The organism is Haloechinothrix aidingensis, assembly GCF_013450155.1.
Lineage (GTDB): Bacteria > Actinomycetota > Actinomycetes > Mycobacteriales > Pseudonocardiaceae > Haloechinothrix > Haloechinothrix aidingensis.
Map to the genome: position 1 here is coordinate 206,824 of NZ_JACCKD010000006.1, position 18,786 is coordinate 225,609.

Below are 18,786 nucleotides of genomic sequence, written 5' to 3' on the forward strand. Positions count from 1 at the left end.
TCAGCGTTCCGGTCCGAGGCTCAGCATCCCGCAGCCGTAGCTCTTTGCGCGCCCGATGCCGTCGGCGAGGGTCTCGCGGAGCTGGTCGGCGTCAGTCACTACGGCGGTCCCGTCGAAACGTACGACACCGTGTCGTGCCCGGTGCTGCGCGCCGCGCACATCAGGCAGTGACGTCGATAGGACCTGTTGCGGCTGCAGGCCCGCCTCCTCGGCACGGCGAAGCCACCAGTCGTCGGCCGCGGATCCCCGGAGGGTGGCGAGCCGTCCTCGTTTCTCCGGTTCGGCGGTGTTGCCGTGTCGTTTCGTGGGATTGGCCGCGATGCGGTACCGCACCCGCATACCCGGCTGCAACGTCTCCAGCAGCGGCGAGAGCGGACGGGTGCGCACCGCGTCGGCGAACTCGTCCGCCAGCATGTCCGGGCGTGGTTGCAGGCATGTTTGCGCGAGGATGCGCAAGTTCCGCTGGTCCGGTGCCGGTTCGGCGCGGAAGAGTAGGCCGCTGGTCCTGCGTGGCTGGTCACCCAGGTCGGCGGGAACGAGCCGCATCAGTTCTCGGTGCAGGCGGTCGCCGTTGATGCCCTCACCGTGCCATGCTGCGTGAAACCGGTGTCGCACGGTGATCTCGGTTAGCCACAGCTCCATCTAGTGGTCACCACCCATGATGTATCCGGCGAGCTTGGTGAGGTAGGTGCGGGATGTGGTGTTCAGCTTGTCCGGGAGGCTGATTCGCTCGGTCTCGATCCAGCGGGTGCGGTACGTGCGGTCGATGGTCGAGAACACGTCCGGCACGTCGCGGATCTCGGCCTGTGTGGAGCTCGTCCGGTTCCGCGCTTCACGGATGATCTCCACCTGCTGACCGTCGCGCTGGCGGTACTTGTCCGGTGCGAGCGGAACACCGTGCTCTAGTTCGCGCGCCGCGTCGTCCGGCACCCTGCCGAGCAGGAACGGTTCGCTCGGTGGGCAGGATCGTCGCCCGAGGTACGGTTGCCAGTGCGGGTAGCGCAATGCCGCGTGCACCGGCTTCGTCAGTGTGTCCGGCCCGTCGACGGCTACGATGAAGACGGCGTCGGACAGGTACTCGCGCCACGTCTGCACCGTGCCCTTACCTTCCGGGCGGCCGGATCCTGCGGCGGTCGGTATCTTGGTTTTGCGTGGCAACCACCCGCCGGCCGTGTGGTAGTCCACGACCCGAACGCCGGGGCGGTCCACCCGAACCGTGAAGGTGAGAGGCGCGAGGTCGTCCAGCGATGCTCCGCGTGGACGTCCCATCGCGGAGGCGATCATGCCCAGCAGCCCGGAGCGGGTGGGCAATCGTGCCGTGTCGCGTGTCTCGTAGATGCTGCGCTCGCCCCAGCTCTGTAGGGGGGCGGCCAGCCGCAGCAGCAACCCACTCACGTCCGCTCACCCGCGTATGCGGCATCGACGGTCTCGCTGACCAGCGTGGTGAACAAGTCGTGGCGCGCTCCGAGAGCGGCCAGCTTCTCATCGAGATCGTCACCCTCCACGCCGTTCCAGTGCTGGTTACCCGCGTACCCGGACGCCAGCACGTGTTCGCGTCCCAGCAGCGTGTCGACCGACCCCGCGTAGGACGCCAGCGCCGTCAACGACGTCCGGATATAGCCGCCGTTCTGCGACAGCGGTTCCTCGAATGCCGAGGCGAGCGAGACCGGCCGGTCGTCGCGTACCGAGATGTGGACCAATTCGGGCACGGTCATCGCCGCTGTCGCGTTTTGCTTGCCCGACGGCAGGGTTCGGATGAACGCGTCCAGGAAGGAGCGCGTCACGGTCGCTGCCAGTGCGGTATCGCCGTCGAGGTTGTGCAGCAGCCCGGAGACGTCGATGTTGGCGTAGCGGTAGAACGTGCCGGCGCTGAACATCCCGGTGTTGATGTGCCCGCTTCCCGGGATGTCGAGTTTCTCTTCGACGTCGTCGACGGCCGAGAAGAAGTCGTACTCCACGCGGGTGCCGTGTGTGGTGAAGGCGTGGGCGACCTGGACGGCGCCGTCCACGTTGGCTCCGGGAAGTTCGGCCAGCATCCGGCCGAACAGGTTGATCGACGGGCTCCGGCGGGTGAGCACGGTGGCGATCTCGTCGGAGGGCAGTACCGGTTTCGGTGTGGCCCTTTTCCCGCGGGGTTTCGCGTTCAGAATCGCCTCACGATGGTCTGCGGCGATGCGCGCGAGCTCGTCGATGCCGCTTTCCGGTAAGAACAGCAGCACGTTGGTGGTCAGGACCTGCTCGTCCTGGTCGTTCTTGTCGTTCTTGAGGCTGATCCCGCCTCCGGCGGAGAGCGCGACCTGCTCGCCGGCGGCTTGCGCGTCCTCGTTGCTCCATCCTTGCTGCTCCAGCCGCTCGGCCACGCCGACGGCCACGCGGCGCGTACGCACGGTCTCCTCGCCGAGGTGTTCGTCGACCAGCTGTTGCTCGACCTGTTTACGGATCACTCGCTTCCAGCTCTGGCTGGACACGCGGGTGCGTTCGACCCCGCCGAAGTACACCGTTTTCGGCGATCCGAGATCGTCTCTGTTCACATTGGAGTAGGGAAGTGACTGGATGGCGTGGATGTTGATGTAGGACGCTGAACTCATCGATCCTCCTCGGATGCGGACGCGTTGTCCGCGCTGCTGGGTTTGTCGACATTTCGATAGAACTCCCGCAACCACCGTGCGGCGATCTCCTCGCGGCGTTCGTCCCATTCGGCGAGGTCGCAGACCAGTTGCTCCCAATTGATGGTGATCTGCGATGGGCGAAGCAGCGTGAGGACGCCCGGCAGTTGCCGGTGCACTGCAACGACATCGTTGCGGCAGAGCAGGAAGAGGCGTTTTTCGACACTGGTCTGCGCGGCGGCACCTTCCCGGGCGGCGTAGGCCAGGGTGCTGCCCAGGGACGGGTAGTGCCGCTGCCGGCTCGGTTGCGCCCCATCTGTGCTGTCTTCCGCGTCGGCGGACTCGTCGTCGTGGTCCGTCTCGCGCGTCGCGGTCGCCGCGCGTTCGGAGTCGCGCACCTGGCGCGGCTGGGCACACATCAGTGCCCCCACGGTCAGTAACGCGTGTTCCTCGGCCGGCCGAGGATTGTCGCTCGGCAGGAATCGCGCGATCTCGCGGTAGGCGTGGAACGTGCGGGGATGGCCGGGTTCCACCCCTAGTGCCCGCCGCATCGCGGCCCGGCGCCCCGGATCGCTGAGGACGCTGGTGCGCACATGCCGAACGAAGCTACCCGCCCGGCGTGCCAGCGCGGCGCGTCGACCGCTCGCGCGGAACGGCGTGGAGGTCTCAGGCATCGGCCGTGTCCTTCCTCTCGGTGTGCCAGGCACGCATGATGCGGCCGCGGTTGAACTCGAGTGTCTTGATGTCCTCCAGCGCGTGGGCGCGGCTGGCTGTGGCCCTGTCGTAGGCGTTCAACGCCCTGCGCACGAACAGGTTGCGAATGCTGCCGTCCGGACGGTCGTCGGCCCGAACCAGCTGCCAAAACACGGGCTCGGCACTGTCCCAGTACTCGGCCATTCCGCGGTGCAGCCACGGGACACCCTCGTCGCGCGCCTTGCCGTCGAGTTTGCTGCGCGTGACGTCTCGCCACGCGCCCCGCAACGCCTCCCGCAGCCGGTCTCCGGCCCGTTCGGCCGCCTCCCGCACACGAGCCACCCGGTCGGCACGGTCCGCCGAGATCCCTTCGAGCATGTCCAACACCGGCGGGGTACTGGCCACGTAGTACTGCCGGTTCTTCGCCTGGCTGCGGTCCTGGTCGAACCCGATCGCACGAATGGCGACCTCGCCGATGTCGATCGGCCCGCTGCCGTGTTCGAGCTCTTCCACGTCATCGAACACGCGCGGACGGTACCGCGTGAGCGTTCTGGCCGTGCCCGATTCGCGGGTCTTGCGCAACAGCGCATCGAGATCGCGCCAGACCGCTCGATCGGCACGGGCGTGCTCCGCAGACGGCGGCTCGTCCGCGGTGCGGTTGGCCCGGTAGAGCACGTACGGATCCCGAGCCGGCCCATGCTCGTACCGCCACGCCCAGGTGATGCGCGCGTCGGTGACCGCGCTGCCGTCCTCATTCGGCCTCAGCAGCACCGCGTGGCGAAACCGGCCGGTCAGCAGGCTCGCGATCCCGGCGGGCTCGCCCGGCACACCGAGCGGATCCGGCAGCTCCGGTGCCTCCCACGGCGCCACGTCCTGCTCGGTCGACGGTTCATGCACCAGCCCCAGCAGCAGCGTTTCGAACAGGTTCCGCCCCAGCGGGTGGAACGACGTCGTCGCCCGCAGCGGCGCAGCCTTGGTGTCGGCCTTGCTGACCGACCCCACCTGGCGCGACGTGCAGCGGCCCGGCTCGCCGTAGAACAACACCGCCAGCATCGACCACAGCGCATCCGGCGCAGCCACCGGCGGAGCATCCGCATCCCGCGTGTGCGACTGCCACACGAACGCATTACCCGCCGCCCGCCCCGACACCAGCTTGTTCACCCCCGACGAGACCGGGTGCCCCTTGGTGTTGCGACACTCCGACAGCAAACGCGGATCTTGCAGGAACGGCCACTCGGTAGCGGTATGAAACAGCTCGAACCGGGCGGCGCACCGGTCCAGGTAGGCATCAATAGCCCGCGCATCGAAACATCCGGCTCGCAGCACGCTGTCACGATGATCGAGCCAGTCGTCACGATCGACGATCCGATCAAGCCCGGTGATCCGCGCGGTCAGCACATACAGGATCCGCAGCAGCCCCGACTCGGCCGGCGGAAGCGGCACCCGAATATCGGCGATGTCGTGCGCGCACGCGAACAACGCGCGCAGACTCACCAGCTCGTCCGGCCCCGTCCCACCCGACGGTTCCCGCGGGGAAATCCAGCGCACCGGACAAAACCCCTGCTCAACGACATTGAAACTCGGTTGCGGCATACACACCTCCTCGGGCGCGCCGCAGTGTAGGGCACGAGACTGACAAGGACGGCCTCCACGCACGTGGAGGTGAACCAGTCGACGGGGCACAGGGCAGCTCCGGGAGTTATGCGGTGCTCGTGACCAGTCCCAGTTCGTGGTCGAGGTCGAACACGCGTTGCCCCAATTGGGCCGGCAGGACCTCGCCGTTTGTGGTTACTCGATGCCGCATAAGCAGCAGGCGGGCCAGGGCCCAGTTGTCCGCCCATGGGGACGGCAGCGTGTACTCCTCGCCCGCGTCGCGTACGAGCGACCCGGGTACGGGGATCGAGTGGTTCATTACCGTGGCGAGTTGTTGGCGGGTAAAGTGCCCGTCCGGGTCAGGGGTGGGCAGCCCGTCCCCGGTGGGGCTGCCGAGGCGGAGTTGGCCGTCGGGGGTTTCGAAACACACCAGTACGCGCACGGAATCGGCATTGAACCGGGTCGCGACGATTTCCTCGTCTACTTCGTGCTCGGAGAGTTTGCCCAGACTGGAGATTCTGTGGGGCTCGGGGATACTGCGCACCTCGGCGGATTGCCGCTCGACCATGGTGTTGGCGATGCGTTCGACCTCGGTGTCGTCAAAACCGTCCAACAGCGGATCGTGCGCAGGGAGCGCATCGCCCGGGTTGCCGAGATCAACGAGCCGTTGCACATCGTCGGGAATCCTGATCCCGTCGCCGATGCGGTCGTTGAGGATGCGGTGAGCCCGGATGAGGGTGGCTTTAGGGTAGATGTAGGGCCAGGTCACCGGCCATCGTCCCGCCTCGACGTCCCGCTCCGGCATCGTCAACACGACCAGGCGAGGATCCAGCGTGCCTGCCGTACACACCCAGTCGGGGCGGGACGTATCGAGCTGGCGGTGCCGCTGCAGCCGGCCCGCGCGTTGCAGCAGCAACTCGATCGGCGCCAGGTCCGTGATAACGAGATCGAAGTCGACATCCAGACTCTGCTCAATGATCGCGCTGGCCACCAGAATCGCCCGCGCGGGCCGATCCGGATGCACGCCATCGTCGGCATCGCCCTTACCGAACTTGCGCATCACCTGCGCGGTGATGTCCTCACGGCGATAGGCGGGAAAGCGGGAGTGCAGCAGCACCAGTTCAGGCTGCTGTGATTCCGGAAGGTGCGCAGACCACTGACGCAATGCCTGATACGTGCGTTGGGTTTCGGCCACCGTGGTACAGATGACTGCGGCACAGCCACCACGCTCGGCCAGCGGCTCCAGCTCGGTCGTCAGGGCAGGCATACGCTCCGGCGCGCCACCACTATCGCGGTCGATGGCCTGAACCGACACGGTCAGCGTTCGGCGGTGGGTCTGCGGCAGCGTCACTCTGGCGGATTCGGCCACCGGTGGTTCGGCTTGCACATACGCCCACCCCGGATACGGAACCACCGGGTCAGTGGGAGCCGCCGTCGTTGTCGGGCCGAGATAGGCCGCAGCCAGCTCACGCGCCACGCCCTGTGGCAACGTCGCTGACAGCAGCACCACCGGCACGCGCAACTCACCCAACCAGCGCAACAGCGTTTTCAACAACTCGCGCATGTACGGACTGAACGCGTGCACCTCGTCGATGATCACAGTCTTGCCGGACAGGGCGAACATGCGCAGCGCGTTGTGGCGCGTCGGCAGCACCGACAGCAGCGCCTGATCGATCGTGCCCACACCCACTGGCGCCAACATGGCCCGCTTGGCGCCACGCATCCATTCGGAAAACCAGCGCTGGTCGTCACCAGAAATGCCTGCCTTCTGATACACCTCGGCCAGAGTCGCCTCCACCGGCATCAGCCAGGCCATACCATGCAGCAGGGACGTGACCGCCGGATCCCGGCCCCGACGAGCCAGATACGTGGCCACCCGCCTCAGCATCTGGTCGGCTGTCGCCATCGTCGGCAACGCAACATACAAACCGGAGGTTCCCGCGATCTCGCTGAGGCGGCGGGCCGCATGCAAGGCGATCTCCGTCTTGCCGAACCCCGTCGGAGCCGCGACCATGAGCAACCCAGGACCGGTAGCGATATCACCAAGCCGATCAGCGATACTCGCCTGCAGCGCATTCGGCTCAAAATCCGGGAACTCCTCAGCAAACGAGCCAGCCTGCAAGTTCAAGCGCGACAGGCCCGACGAACGGACCAGCTCCGGCGCCGCCGCACACGAGCCGGCGAAGAACGACTCCAACGAGGCACCATCACCCCGCTGCGGAACCTCAGCCAGACGCGACTTGATGTACGGCGTCCCGCTGGCCAACCAATCAGCCAGAATCACCACACCACTGACCACCGCAGCACACGAAACACGCATCGACGCAGCCGGGACAGGCGGACGCAGAATCGATACCGCAGCAGCCAACGCTGCCTGCCGCTGCTGTTCCCACGCCCCGTCTCCAAGACCCTGCAACGGCAGCGCGTCCGGCATCAGAACCCTCGGCTCAAAACGATGAAACCGACCATGATGCCCACCCAGCAATTCCGCAACCAGCCGCGCCAACGACCGGCGCCCCGACGGATAGCCGAGCCCCGCCAACGCCGAAGCCAACCACACATGGGTTGCTTGATCATGCGCCCGGCCATCCCCATCCGACGCCGCATCCGCATATCCATCAGGAATCGCAACCTGCCGCTGAAACGTTGGCGTGAGCTTACCGACGTCATGCAGCCCCGCCCAAAACGCCACAAGACGTCCAGCATCCTCAACAGACATCCCCAACTGCTCCGCGACCCACCGCTGCGTGCCCGGAGCAACAACATCCCGCCACACCATCCGCGCCACCGCCGCCGTATCAAGCAAATGACACATCACCGGATAACGCGCACCATCCAAACCCCGCTCCTTCCCCCACAAACAGAGATCAACCCAACCCCCATCCCTCTCAAGTATCACCACGCACCCCCGCGCACAACCATCGCCACAACTCGACCTACCCCACCAAACACAACACCAAGCAGTTCAGAAACAACCACACACCCACGCACCCACCCCCGCGCTACACTCCCCCACACCACCACAACAACCACTACCCGAAACACGACGATCCACACATACATCGCGTTACAGACACAGCACCATTGAACACGCAACGTCAAACGTGCACAGAGCCACACAACACTCCAGGTCACAAAGGGTGCTCTCCACGCACGTGGAGGTGGACCGCTTGGTAGGTGGGCTCAGGACGCGCGGGACGCGTGCTCTCCACGCACGTGGAGGTGGACCGTACTTCTTCGCCCTGTTCGTAGCACTCACCGCGTGCTCTCCACGCACGTGGAGGTGGACCGCACGAGGTGAACGTCGGCACCCTGTGGCGCACGTGCTCTCCACGCACGTGGAGGTGGACCGGCGAAGGACAGGATTGCCTCCGGACTGAGCGTGTGCTCTCCACGCACGTGGAGGTGGACCGAAACCGAAGGTTGTCCACAGACGGGTTCGCCCGTGCTCTCCACGCACGTGGAGGTGGACCGGCACGCGCCGCTGTGGCGCAGCGAGACCAACAGTGCTCTCCACGCACGTGGAGGTGGACCGTGGGTGGTCGACGCTGGCGACGACGTGCACAAGTGCTCTCCACGCACGTGGAGGTGGACCGCGGGTCATTCCGGGAGCCGCACTGGTGTACTGGGTGCTCTCCACGCACGTGGAGGTGGACCGTTCGCTCCGGTGCCGTTCCAGGGTCTGCGCTGGTGCTCTCCACGCACGTGGAGGTGGACCGGCGTCCTCACTCAGGAGATCGGCGGGCCGCAGGTGCTCTCCACGCACGTGGAGGTGGACCGTCCTGGAACGGCCCGCCGGTTGGGATGCTGTTGTGCTCTTCACGCACGTGGAGGTGGACCGTCCTGGAACGGCCCGCCGGTTGGGATGCTGTTGTGCTCTTCACGCACGTGGAGGTGGACCGGCGTCCTCACTCAGGAGATCGGCGGGCCGCAGGTGCTCTCCACGCACGTGGAGGTGGACCGCACGCCGAACGCACCGCGAAAGCGCTGGAGGCGTGCTCTTCACGCACGTGGAGGTGGACCGGTGATGACCCAGCTGGGTCACAAGCAGCCGCAGTGCTCTCCACGCACGTGGAGGTGGACCGTAGATCACCGGCGGCGCGTCGTCGAAATCGTAGTGCTCTCCGCGCACGTGGAGGTGGACCGCTCAGCACGGCCCGGTCCCTGCTCGATGCCGAGTGCTCTCCACGCACGTGGAGGTGGACCGCCAACGACGGCGCGGCTACAGATGTTGTCAGCGTGCTCTCCACGCACGTGGAGGTGGACCGGACGACTGGAACATCGAAGAGGTTGAGGTGGCGTGCTCTCCACGCACGTGGAGGTGGTCTGGACGTACTCGCGGCTTGAACCGTTTAGTTGATGAGCTGACTGAAGTCAGGACAGTGCCCTTCAGTAGTTGGGGTCTAGCCGTGTCTGTCCTGTGGCGCAGAAGAGCGGGTCAGGTTGGCCGTGATTGTGTTCGGCGTTGGAATCGCTGGGGCCATCTTGTGTCGGCGGTGTTGGGTGTGGGGTGTTCTTCGTTCGCGGTGATGCTTCGGTGTCTGGGTTGTGCGCGTGAGGTGTGGGATTCGTTGGTAGCGCGTGCCACGATGCGGATGGCACAGCGGCTGCTGGTGTCAGTGCTTTGACGAGGGCTTGGTGTGTGAGGACCACTAGGCTGCCGCGGTGGTACTCCGTGCGCCAGCACCCCCCGTGGAGCGTGTGTGGGGTCTCGGGTCGGTGGAGGTCCGTGTCCAGGTCGACACCGCTGGCCGCGCGGATACGGACCGATGTCGTGGTCATGCTTGCCTTGTTCTGTTGGATGCGGCCATGGACGATCGGTCACCGTCGCTGTTTATGCTGTCGGCCGCTGTCCGATACGAAGGACGAACTCGTTGTCCTCGACGAAGACGTCGTGGGGGCTAACGGCGGCGAGCCGGTCCCTGAGGGTCGACTCGAACTCGGTTCGGCGGTTTCCGAACAGGCGTGGTGCGGCGAACGAGGTGGAGTACAGGTAGCCGAGGATGGTCTCGTAGCGCCAGTGGCGTGTCACGGGAACCCGGTATTCGCGGACTTCGCTGAAGGGGGATGCTGCCATGATCTCGCTGTAGGGGCGGTCGTGCTGGGTGAATGTGCCCGTCCCGGCGCGGCGGTTTTCGCCGAGGAACTCCTGGACCACGGTGCGCACCGTCTCGGTCCATGGTGTGCGTACGGTCCACAGGCTGCTGTCGCCGAAGATGGCCACAACCCCGTCCGGTGCGACGTGATGGTCGAGTCGCTGCAGCACGGTGGGCTGGTCGGTCCAGTGGAAGGTCCGGCAGATCGTGACGAGGTCGGCCTGCCAGCCTGCCGGTAGAGTGAGCTCTTCGGCCGCGCATTGCTGAAGCTCGAGTCGCACTCCCTGTGGGGTGTGCGGCCGCAGTGTGGCCTCGGCGGCGGTGAGCATGTCCTCGTCGGGGTCGATGGCGAGGATGTCGTCGACGTGCTCCTGTAGCGCTGCCACGACGAGCCCGGTGCCGGTGCCGATGTCGAGCAGTCGCCGTGGCCGATGATGCGGGGTGGCATCGGTCAGTAACGCCACGACCTCGCTGGGGATGCCGGGGCGGTAGCGGCGGTAGTACTCCACGGCGCTGGTGAACAGGTTCATCGATCCTCCGGTACACACAGGATTCGGACATGATCGCCAGCGGCGGTCAGGTCGGCAACCTCAGTGACGCCCAGGCGGCGGGGCGCGCTGATACGTTCCTGCGCGGCCGGTGCGGCGGAGATCCAGTACGGGTGGGTGCCTGCCAGTGTCGCGCTGACCACGTTCCACTCCCAATGGTCACCGATGTGCAGGGTCTGCTTCGGGAGCAGGCCGTGTCGGTCCGTCACCAGGCGAAAGGTGTGGAAGTCGGGTTTGGCGTGCCCGAGAACATGTGGTGTGTAGCTGTCGCCGGCCCATGGGTGTAAACGGTCACGGAGGTCATCGATGTTGGATTCGGCGGCGCTGACGTTGGACAGGGTAACGACCGGTGCGTGCCGGCTCATCTCCGGCAGCGCCGCGATCACCCCCGGGTACGGCACTACTGGTGTCGGCCCGGTTCGGCGCGGGAACGTGAGCTAGCGGTCGTATCGTGCTTTGTCGTCGTGTCGGGTGGTGTGGCAGAGCAGGATGCCGCCTCGGCAGGTGATCTGGAATCGGCCGTCTCGGTCGATCATGTGCTGGAGCAGATCTCGGGCGCGAGTCAACGTAGCGTCGAACGGCACGCCGATGTTTTCGGCCCAGCTGCGGTAGGAGGCTAGGTGGGCGATGACGGGTTCGGGTTCGTGCACCGTGATGGTGCCGGGCAGTTCCACGGTCTCGACTGCGGCGAAGTGGCTGCGTAGGCGCTGCGGGGCGTCGTTCAAGGCGAAACGAGTGCTCAGGGAGATGCGTCGCGGCCCGCGGTCGACACCGAGTACCTCTCCAGCCGCCCGGGCCCACAGATCGTCGAGCTCGGCCTTGTCCTCGCGTGCGTTGGTCGAGGCGATAAAGATGCCGCCGGGTTCGAGTACGCGCACCGCTTCGGCGACCGCCGCGTCGATGTTGTCGACGTGGTAGAGCGTGTGCATGGCCAAGACCGCGGTGGCGGAGTGATCACCTACCGGTAGACGGGCGGCATCGGCTGCCACAACCGGCGCAGACACGGTGGCCAGGATGCCCGGTGAGATGTCGAGCCCGACTACGGTCAGCCCGGGACGCTGGGAGCGTAGGCGGGTGACGTAGGTGCCGTTGCCGCATCCGACATCGAGGACTGTGCCGGTGCGGATCGGTAGGTGCTCGAGCACCAGCCCGGGCAGATCGTAGGTGGGCTGCTGCCAGCGATACAGCGATTGGCGCGCGGCGAGGTGACGGTCGTCGCGATAGGCGCTTCCGGTCAGGATCGTGGTGTCGGTGGTGTCCGGTTCGCTCACGGCAGCTCCACACAGTGCGTCGGTGATAGCGCAGGAGCCTGCGCGCAGAAGGAGTCGATCTCGCGTCGTAGACGGCGAGCTTGCGGTGACCGGGCGAATCGACCGGTGTCGAGGTATCGGCCGAGGGTGGCAGCGCGCTTGATGATACTGGCGGTCCGGAGGACCTGGGGCACAGCCAGTACCACCTGCAGCTGGTCGTCGAGGCCGTCCAGGTCCGATCGGCTGAGATAGGCGCGACCGAGGTCGAGGCGAGCGGCGAGCATGTCGCCGGACGAGCGCTCCTCGGGCGCGGCGACGTCGTAGATCCTCAACGCCTGCGACGATTGCTGCACCGCCCGGGCCACGGACTCCTGGTCGCCGAGCGTGAGTAGGGCGGTTCCGGCATAGACAGCCTGCTTGGCTGCCGGGAAGGTGAACACCCCGGCATCGTGCTCGTGATCGGCGGCGAACCGGGCCCGCTCGGCACGCTGGAGAGCTGTCAGCGCTCCGTTCTTGTCTCCACGTGCTGCGCTCGCGCGCGCTTCCAGACTGGGTAAGCGTGCTGCGATCGAACCATGCGGCCTATAGCGAACCCCATCCTGCGCGAACTCCACGGCATCGGCTAGGTGGCCGTTCCAATAGGCGATCAGGCTTTGCAGGCCACGTACCCACGCCCGCATACCGTTGTGTCCGGCGAGTTCGGCTCCCAGGAACGCTGTGTGCGCGTGCGTATGTGCCGCCCGATAGCGGCCGAGATCGAGACAGAGGTGGGCTTGCAGTCCGCCCAGTCGGCTCGCTTCCACGTAGAGCTCGCGCGTCAGATGCGGGTATCGCCCTTTCTCGACCAGGCGGAAGACGTCCTCACACAGCTCGTGGATATTCATGCTCAGGTCTGACAAGGGCCGCGAAACGTAATTCGTGGCGAGGCGACCAACCTCGGCATGAATGTATTCCAGGGGCGATCGGTTGGTGCGTGCTGTGGGGGCGGTTGGTCGCGCGCACCGAGCACCTTCGCGGTCGTGATCGGTGTCGATGATCGCGCCAGGAACCGTACCTGCATCTCCATGCTCCTGCGGGTGCGGTGGCCCTGATGGACCTGGTGGGATGCTCGTCCCAACGGAACTGTTACCGGCCTGACTCGGGGAGAGCAGCTCGTTCAGCTGCTCGAGTGTGATGCCGAGCGCCTTCGCGATACGCGCACGGCGTCCCGGTTGCGGAGTCAGCGTCCCGCGTTCCCACCGCCCGACCGTAGACAACTCCACACCCAGCGCAATCGCGAAGCTCTCCTGGGTGAAGCCCATCGCCTCGCGACGAGCCGCGAATGCGTCGCGCCGACCGGTCACGATTACCACCCCCGAGTACCGACCTCCCACAATAACCACTCCCACCGACGCTCCAGGACGACACACCTCGTTGGTACACGACCGGACGAGCAGACATCCCCTCACGGTAACGGTGTGTGACGGTCGACTGCCCTCTTGCTCGATCCGCGCCCATGCGAGCCGTGCAGAGTCTGTGCAGGTCACGCCATTCAACGCACGATAAACGCCTCAGTTTCGCCGACTTGACGCTCTGGCCGACCCACCGTCCGCACCGGCACAGTCCGGGAGACGTGACCGGTATCAATGGGCCGTCGACAGCATGCCGGCCGGTGGCCGGGTCACTGCTCTCGTCCACTGTCAGATGAAGCGAGCGAAGCTGTGGAGCAGATCAGAACAGTCACTCAGAGATCCAGGTGCATCGATACGTGGCGCTTACGCGTTCGGCACCCGGTTTCCTACCCACTCGGGATGTCCTCTCGGCACGCGCTGCGCGCCGATGTGCGCGATCCTCGGGGGTGCAGACGACAGAACACATCGCGCTGGTCCGTGCCTGGCACGCGAGGCACATCTCGGCTTCCGGAACGACGTCGGTGTCGGAGCATGCCGGTGCACCGTGAGGACCAGCAGCGCGCGTTCGACGGGACGGGGACGGTGATGACAGACCTCGGTCAGGGCGAGCTCGCCCGGCTGCTGCGTGAGCGGTACGGCCTGGCGGCGACCTCGGTGGAGTCGGTCGCCCGCGGGCAGGCTACGGTCAACTACCAGGTGTGGGCCGACGAGACAGCCTACTTCGTCAAGCACTACCAGGCCGGGTGCGACATCGACGCCGAACGGGAGGCGATCGGGCAGTCGGAACGGGCAGGTCGGCACGGCCTGCCGGTGGCGCCGGTGTGCCGCACCACCGAGGGGGAGACGATCGCCCGGGACGGCTCGCTTGTCGTGTCGGTGTGGCACTGGGTCGACGGCGAGGTCGTTTCCACCGGATTGACGCCGGCCCAGCAGCATGCCGCGGGCTCGGCCCTGGGACGGATCCATCGCCTGTTCGCCGACCAGCCGGAAAGCCACCGTCCGGCACCGCACGTGCAGCAGTGGTTGGCGGCCGATGCCGAGGCCCTCCGTGCTCGCGTCGATGACCTGCTGGGCACCATTGCCGCGCGCGACCGGATGGACGAGTTCGACCGGACCGCACGTCGGACGTTGACCGAGCGCCGCGCGGCACTCGACCAGCTACCCGACCTGCTGGCGGGGCTGCCGGAGTTGTCCACCCAGGTACTGCACGGTGACTACAGCGCGGTCAACCTGCTGTTCCAGGGCGATCAGCTGGCTGCCGTACTGGATTTTCGCCCGCCCGAGCCGTTCCTGCCCGCCTACGAGTTGGGCCGGATCGCGTTCGACCCCCGCACCGTGTGCTTGCGCGACGACTGGCGCGACAGCGCCCTGACTCTGGTTGAGGCCTACCTGCACACCAACCCGGACGCGGCGGCCCGTGATGTCACTGCCTGCGCCCGCGTAGCGGCGATACAGCTGCTGACCAGCCTGTACGGAATCAAGGAACACTACCGAAGCTCCGGCCTGTTGCAAGACGATCTCGATCGGTTTTGGGAACAACGCCACCGCACCGCCACCACCCTGCTGGAACACCTGCCCGAGCTCGAGCATGCCCTGAACACCCTCACAGGCCACCACGGGAAATGCCATGACACTGGCCGGTGACCACACCGACGAAGTCCCTGTCGAAAATCGCGATCACGCATGGACGGTGCTGCACACACCGCTAACCGCAGCGCAACTGGGGGATGCGGTGGCCGCCATCGCCGAACAGCACGATCTCCGGATCACCCAGGAGGGCAACGGTTCGGCGCACGTGAATCATTGGAGCGGTGCGACGGTCGTCGCGGTGTACTGGCGCAGCCTTCCTCCGCAACCGCCGAACACCTTGGGCTATCACGTGCCTGCCGTACCCGTGATGGAGGTGCTGATCCAATCCTGCGGCGAGCACGCTGTCGCGACTGCTCTCGCCCAATCGCTACGGACAACCGCCCTTACCTATCACGAGCGGGAACTCGACGGCGTCGCCGCATCAATGCCGCTACTGACGCAGTATACGCAGCCGGACGACGTCTTCGGCGATTGGGCCGTCATCTTCCGTGACCATTTCCTCGAACACAGCGTCGGGTTTCTGATGGCCCTGGAACGCTCCGGGTTACCTGCAGAGTGGATCTATGCATTGGACAAGGGCGACAGGACGCACAACCGCGATCGTGTGTGGGCGACGTTCCGTGCCCGCGGCTACCGCACCGACCTGCTCGACAACGCCGCGATCAACACGCCGGGCGAGTACTCCAACGAATTGGCCAGGACAACCGCTGGTATCGACGACTTCATCGACGCCGCCTGCGCTGAGGGAAGACGCGTGTTGGCGGTGGACGACGGTGGCCTGCTCGCACGCGGTTACGGCAGCAGCAACGCGGTGCGCCATGTCGACGCGGCCCTGGAGTTGACCGTCAGCGGACTCAAACGCATCCACGCAGCCGGGCCCATGACGATCCCGGTGTTCAACCTCGCCCGATCTCAAGTCAAAACACTGCTCGGATATCCAGAAATCGCCGACTCGTGCGTGCGCCGATTGCGCGCGCTGATTCCGGACACGAAATTCATGGGGCGCACGATTGTGCTCATCGGTTACGGCACGCTCGGTTCACGCGTCGCTCACGCCCTCCGCTCCTTGGGCTGCCGCGTCGAGGTGGTAGACGCTGATCTTCCCACCCTCATCACTGCCGCCGAGGCCGGATACGTCACCCACCGCACCGTCGTGCAGGCGCTGCGATCAACGCGACCCTTCCTCGTGATCGGTGCGACGGGCGAGACCGCGTTGTCCCACTCGGAGATCGACGCATTACCCGACGGGGTCTACCTCGCCCCACTTGCGACCCGCGACTTCGCGCTCCTCGGCGAATCCCCGTACGTCGAGTCACGCACCGACATTCCTGGCGTTGGACAGCGCTTGCACCTCCCGCGCGGCCAGTCGGCGACCCTGTTGGGCAACGGCCGCTCGATGAATCTGTTCGAGGCCGACTCCATTCCCAATCAGGGCTATGACGCCTACCGCGCCGCTACGTTGATCGCGGCGAAGGCGCTGTGCAGGAACCTCCATACGATTCCGGCGGGTGTACACCTCGAGCGTGTGGACCACGCCGTCGCCGAGGCCGGCCTGCTCGAGGCCTACTATCAGCACTACATCACCAACTGTACGGATTCGGAGTCGATACGATCGCCCGCTCGTGTCCATGAGCGACCACGAAGCTGCGTTATCGGCTATGGGGTTGCCGGGCGCTTACACGCCCGTATCTTGGCTGATATCGGTGCCGAGACGATCGTCATCGACCCGAAGCACCAGGACCTTCCCGCCACGGCACGTTCGTTCTCAGCCGATGTGGCGGATCTTCCCGCCAGCGTCGCCGACACGATCGATCTCTGGACAGTATGCTGTCCCACCCACGACCATCTCAGGGTCGTACGCTCGATACTTGGCCACGATCCTGCGGCACGAATCCTGTTGGAAAAGCCTGCATGCCAGGCCGATGAGATCCATGAGTTCACCGAGTTACTCGCGCAGCACCCGCAAGCCCGACTGGTCGTCAACGACCAATACCGTCACACGCGCACGGTTCCGGGATTAACGGAACTCCTCGAGTATTACGAACCCGATGTCACGCCCCACCATGTGGCGATCTCGTTCAGCAAAGACCGGACACCAGACATCGCACACGGCCGATTCGTCGATCGCTCCTACGGCGTCCTGGGATACGAGTGGCTACACATGCTCTCGATTCTCGACCAGCTGCTCCCGCAGGAGACGTACAAACGGTACCTCCAAGCCGAACCCGCCACAGCCGAACTGTGGGCCCACTTCGACACACGCATGTTTCTCACCGCGCTGACCGAACGTATGTTTGTGCACGCGGACACGCACGAGACTCATGTCGAACTGGCCTCATCACTACTGGGACCTCGAATACTTGCGCAACCTATTCCCGCCGCGCGAGCGCCGTGGCGTAAAAACCTGCGATCCCCCGACGATCGGCATCGCCATATCAGCATGAGAGCCGGGTGTACGCACCTCGTGCTCCACCTCGATCCGGTGACCACAGGAGACGAACACCAGCTCGACCGTAACCACCACCGCTTGACCGTGCAGCGTGGCACAGAGCTGGTCCACGACGAGATCATCCACGACTCTCCGCTGGACACCGCAGTACGACACTCGGTAGCCGCACTCAGGGGTGCCCAGCCACCTCCACCACCGGACTTCGCGGCGCTCCGCCGCATCGCGCGCTTGGCCGACTACCTCCGAAACCGCACAACCCCAGCACCATCCACGGAATCCGATCCGGACCAGGACGCGCCGGACGATCCACAGCCACAGCAAGGGAAACCATGCGGAGATATTCCTGTACAGCTCTGACAGAAAACCCGAACCGGAAGATATGGGCCGGACAACGAGTAGTCGTCACCGGCGGCGCCGGACTCATTGGTAGTCGTCTGTACCAACGCCTGGTTCGTGCCGGCGCCCACGTCCGCCTGTTCGACCGACTCGACGCTTACGAGCATCAGACACTGCGGCACTTCGGTGTCTCACACGATGATGTCAACCTGACGATCGCCGATATCCGCGACCGTCGTACAGTACGCCGTGCAATCGTGGATGCTGATTACGTCATCCACAGCGCCGCCTACGCCGACGTCGCCGCCTGTACACATGACCCGTTTCGAGCGTTTGCCTCGAATCTGCACGCCACCGAGGTGCTCCTCGAAGAAATCGCTCGTACATCACAAATTAAGCGCTTGATCCTTTACTCCTCGGCAAGCGTCTACGGCAACGGGACGCGCTCGACCGAGGGCCCACCCTGCTTTAGCGAGGACGACCCTGTCGCTCCGCTGTCGATATACGGCAACGCCAAGCAGTGGGCCGAACATCAGATGCGGCTCCTGCTCGATGAGGTCGTGCCCTACACGATTCTTCGCCTATTCTCCGTATACGGAGCACCGCAAGTTCCCAAGCGTTACAGTCATTCGTGGGCTGTCGCGTGGTTTGCCATGCGCGCCATCGTGGGACTTCCTATGGAAGTTCACGGCGATGGGTCGCAGGTACGCGACTTCATTCACGTGGACGACGTGGCCGACGCCACGATCCGCGCCCTGGCCAGTCCCGCAGCAGTAGGTCAGACGATCAACATCGGCACTGGCAAACCTACATCCATCCGCAGACTGGCGGGAGCGATCAAACAGCACTTCCCTCGTACTCGGATCCGTACCACGCCACGACCAACCGGTGATCCGACTGGTGGATATGCCGATACGACACGGATGCATCGCCTACTCGACTGGACACCGCCGATCTGTGTTGAACAGGGTGTGCCGGCCTATATTGACTGGTTGCAGCGCCATCCCGAGGTGGTCCCCAACTGGCTTACCGAAGCACAAGATCGCGATCGGCTCATCACCAACGCGTCCGGTCCCGATGCTCGGCTGGCGGGCCTCAACTACGCAGGGGATGGCCATGGGTGACGGTAAGCCAAACTCGGTCAGGCGTGCTCCCGACTCCGAGTGCCGCTTCAGCATCGTCAGTTCCGGCCGAACATTGGTTGTCGATGCGCCGGCGCGCGTGCTGCGGCGAT

General features: G+C 65.5%; 13 protein-coding genes and 1 CRISPR repeat array. Of the genes, 3 read left to right on the forward strand and 10 right to left on the reverse strand.

All coding sequences use genetic code 11. The features are described 5' to 3' along the window. The 10 genes from cas6e to H0B56_RS16970 form a co-directional block, all read right to left on the reverse strand. A complete protein-coding gene (gene cas6e, locus H0B56_RS16925; protein ID WP_180894060.1) occupies window positions 1-642 on the reverse strand; it encodes a type I-E CRISPR-associated protein Cas6/Cse3/CasE in 642 nt (213 codons plus the stop codon). Further along, window positions 643-1,395 carry a type I-E CRISPR-associated protein Cas5/CasD gene (gene cas5e / locus H0B56_RS16930; RefSeq protein ID WP_180894061.1) on the reverse strand — a complete coding sequence of 251 codons (753 nt, stop codon included), beginning with the start codon at window positions 1,393-1,395 and terminating at the stop codon, window positions 643-645. Next, a complete protein-coding gene (gene cas7e, locus H0B56_RS16935; RefSeq protein ID WP_180894062.1) occupies window positions 1,392-2,588 on the reverse strand; it encodes a type I-E CRISPR-associated protein Cas7/Cse4/CasC in 1,197 nt (398 codons plus the stop codon). The genes cas5e and cas7e overlap by 4 nt, the downstream gene beginning before the upstream one ends. Then, window positions 2,585-3,199, reverse strand: a complete 615-nt coding sequence (gene casB, locus H0B56_RS16940) for a type I-E CRISPR-associated protein Cse2/CasB (protein ID WP_180894063.1) — start codon at window positions 3,197-3,199, stop codon at window positions 2,585-2,587. Before casB ends, cas7e begins: the two co-directional genes overlap by 4 nt. A 73-nt stretch (window positions 3,200-3,272) precedes the next feature. Then, window positions 3,273-4,892, reverse strand: a complete 1,620-nt coding sequence (gene casA / locus H0B56_RS16945) for a type I-E CRISPR-associated protein Cse1/CasA (RefSeq protein WP_180894064.1) — start codon at window positions 4,890-4,892, stop codon at window positions 3,273-3,275. Between the two features lie 106 nt (window positions 4,893-4,998). Beyond that, on the reverse strand, window positions 4,999-7,794 hold the full coding sequence (cas3, locus tag H0B56_RS16950) for a CRISPR-associated helicase Cas3' (protein WP_343063930.1): 2,796 nt from the start codon (window positions 7,792-7,794) through the stop codon (window positions 4,999-5,001). A gap of 238 nt (window positions 7,795-8,032) precedes the next feature. Beyond that, window positions 8,033-9,221: a CRISPR direct-repeat array (repeat unit 29 nt; unit sequence GTGCTCTCCACGCACGTGGAGGTGGACCG). Window positions 9,222-9,726: 505 nt separating this feature from the next. Beyond that, window positions 9,727-10,518, reverse strand: a complete 792-nt coding sequence (locus tag H0B56_RS16955; RefSeq protein WP_180894065.1) for a class I SAM-dependent methyltransferase — start codon at window positions 10,516-10,518, stop codon at window positions 9,727-9,729. Beyond that, window positions 10,515-10,745 (reverse strand): HAD family hydrolase, encoded by a 231-nt coding sequence (locus tag H0B56_RS16960; RefSeq protein WP_180894066.1) that lies wholly within the window; start codon window positions 10,743-10,745, stop codon window positions 10,515-10,517. The genes H0B56_RS16955 and H0B56_RS16960 overlap by 4 nt, the downstream gene beginning before the upstream one ends. Window positions 10,746-10,973: 228 nt before the next feature. After that, window positions 10,974-11,807 carry a class I SAM-dependent methyltransferase gene (locus H0B56_RS16965; protein ID WP_343063931.1) on the reverse strand — a complete coding sequence of 278 codons (834 nt, stop codon included), beginning with the start codon at window positions 11,805-11,807 and terminating at the stop codon, window positions 10,974-10,976. Further along, the gene (locus tag H0B56_RS16970; RefSeq protein WP_180894067.1) at window positions 11,804-13,129 is read right to left on the reverse strand and encodes an NsdA family TPR-like regulatory protein; all 1,326 of its coding nucleotides are present in this window, start codon (window positions 13,127-13,129) and stop codon (window positions 11,804-11,806) included. The genes H0B56_RS16965 and H0B56_RS16970 overlap by 4 nt, the downstream gene beginning before the upstream one ends. 579 nt (window positions 13,130-13,708) lie before the next feature. Here H0B56_RS16970 and H0B56_RS16975 point away from each other — a divergent pair. The 3 genes from H0B56_RS16975 to H0B56_RS16985 are packed head-to-tail and all read left to right on the forward strand — an operon-like array spanning window position 13,709 to window position 18,676. Further along, window positions 13,709-14,821, forward strand: a complete 1,113-nt coding sequence (locus H0B56_RS16975; protein WP_219632839.1) for a phosphotransferase enzyme family protein — start codon at window positions 13,709-13,711, stop codon at window positions 14,819-14,821. Then, window positions 14,805-17,573, forward strand: coding sequence for a Gfo/Idh/MocA family oxidoreductase (locus H0B56_RS16980; RefSeq protein ID WP_180894068.1), 2,769 nt, complete (start codon window positions 14,805-14,807; stop codon window positions 17,571-17,573). Before H0B56_RS16975 ends, H0B56_RS16980 begins: the two co-directional genes overlap by 17 nt. Continuing rightward, a complete protein-coding gene (locus H0B56_RS16985) occupies window positions 17,546-18,676 on the forward strand; it encodes an NAD-dependent epimerase/dehydratase family protein (RefSeq protein WP_180894069.1) in 1,131 nt (376 codons plus the stop codon). Before H0B56_RS16980 ends, H0B56_RS16985 begins: the two co-directional genes overlap by 28 nt. Window positions 18,677-18,786: the final 110 nt, after the last annotated feature.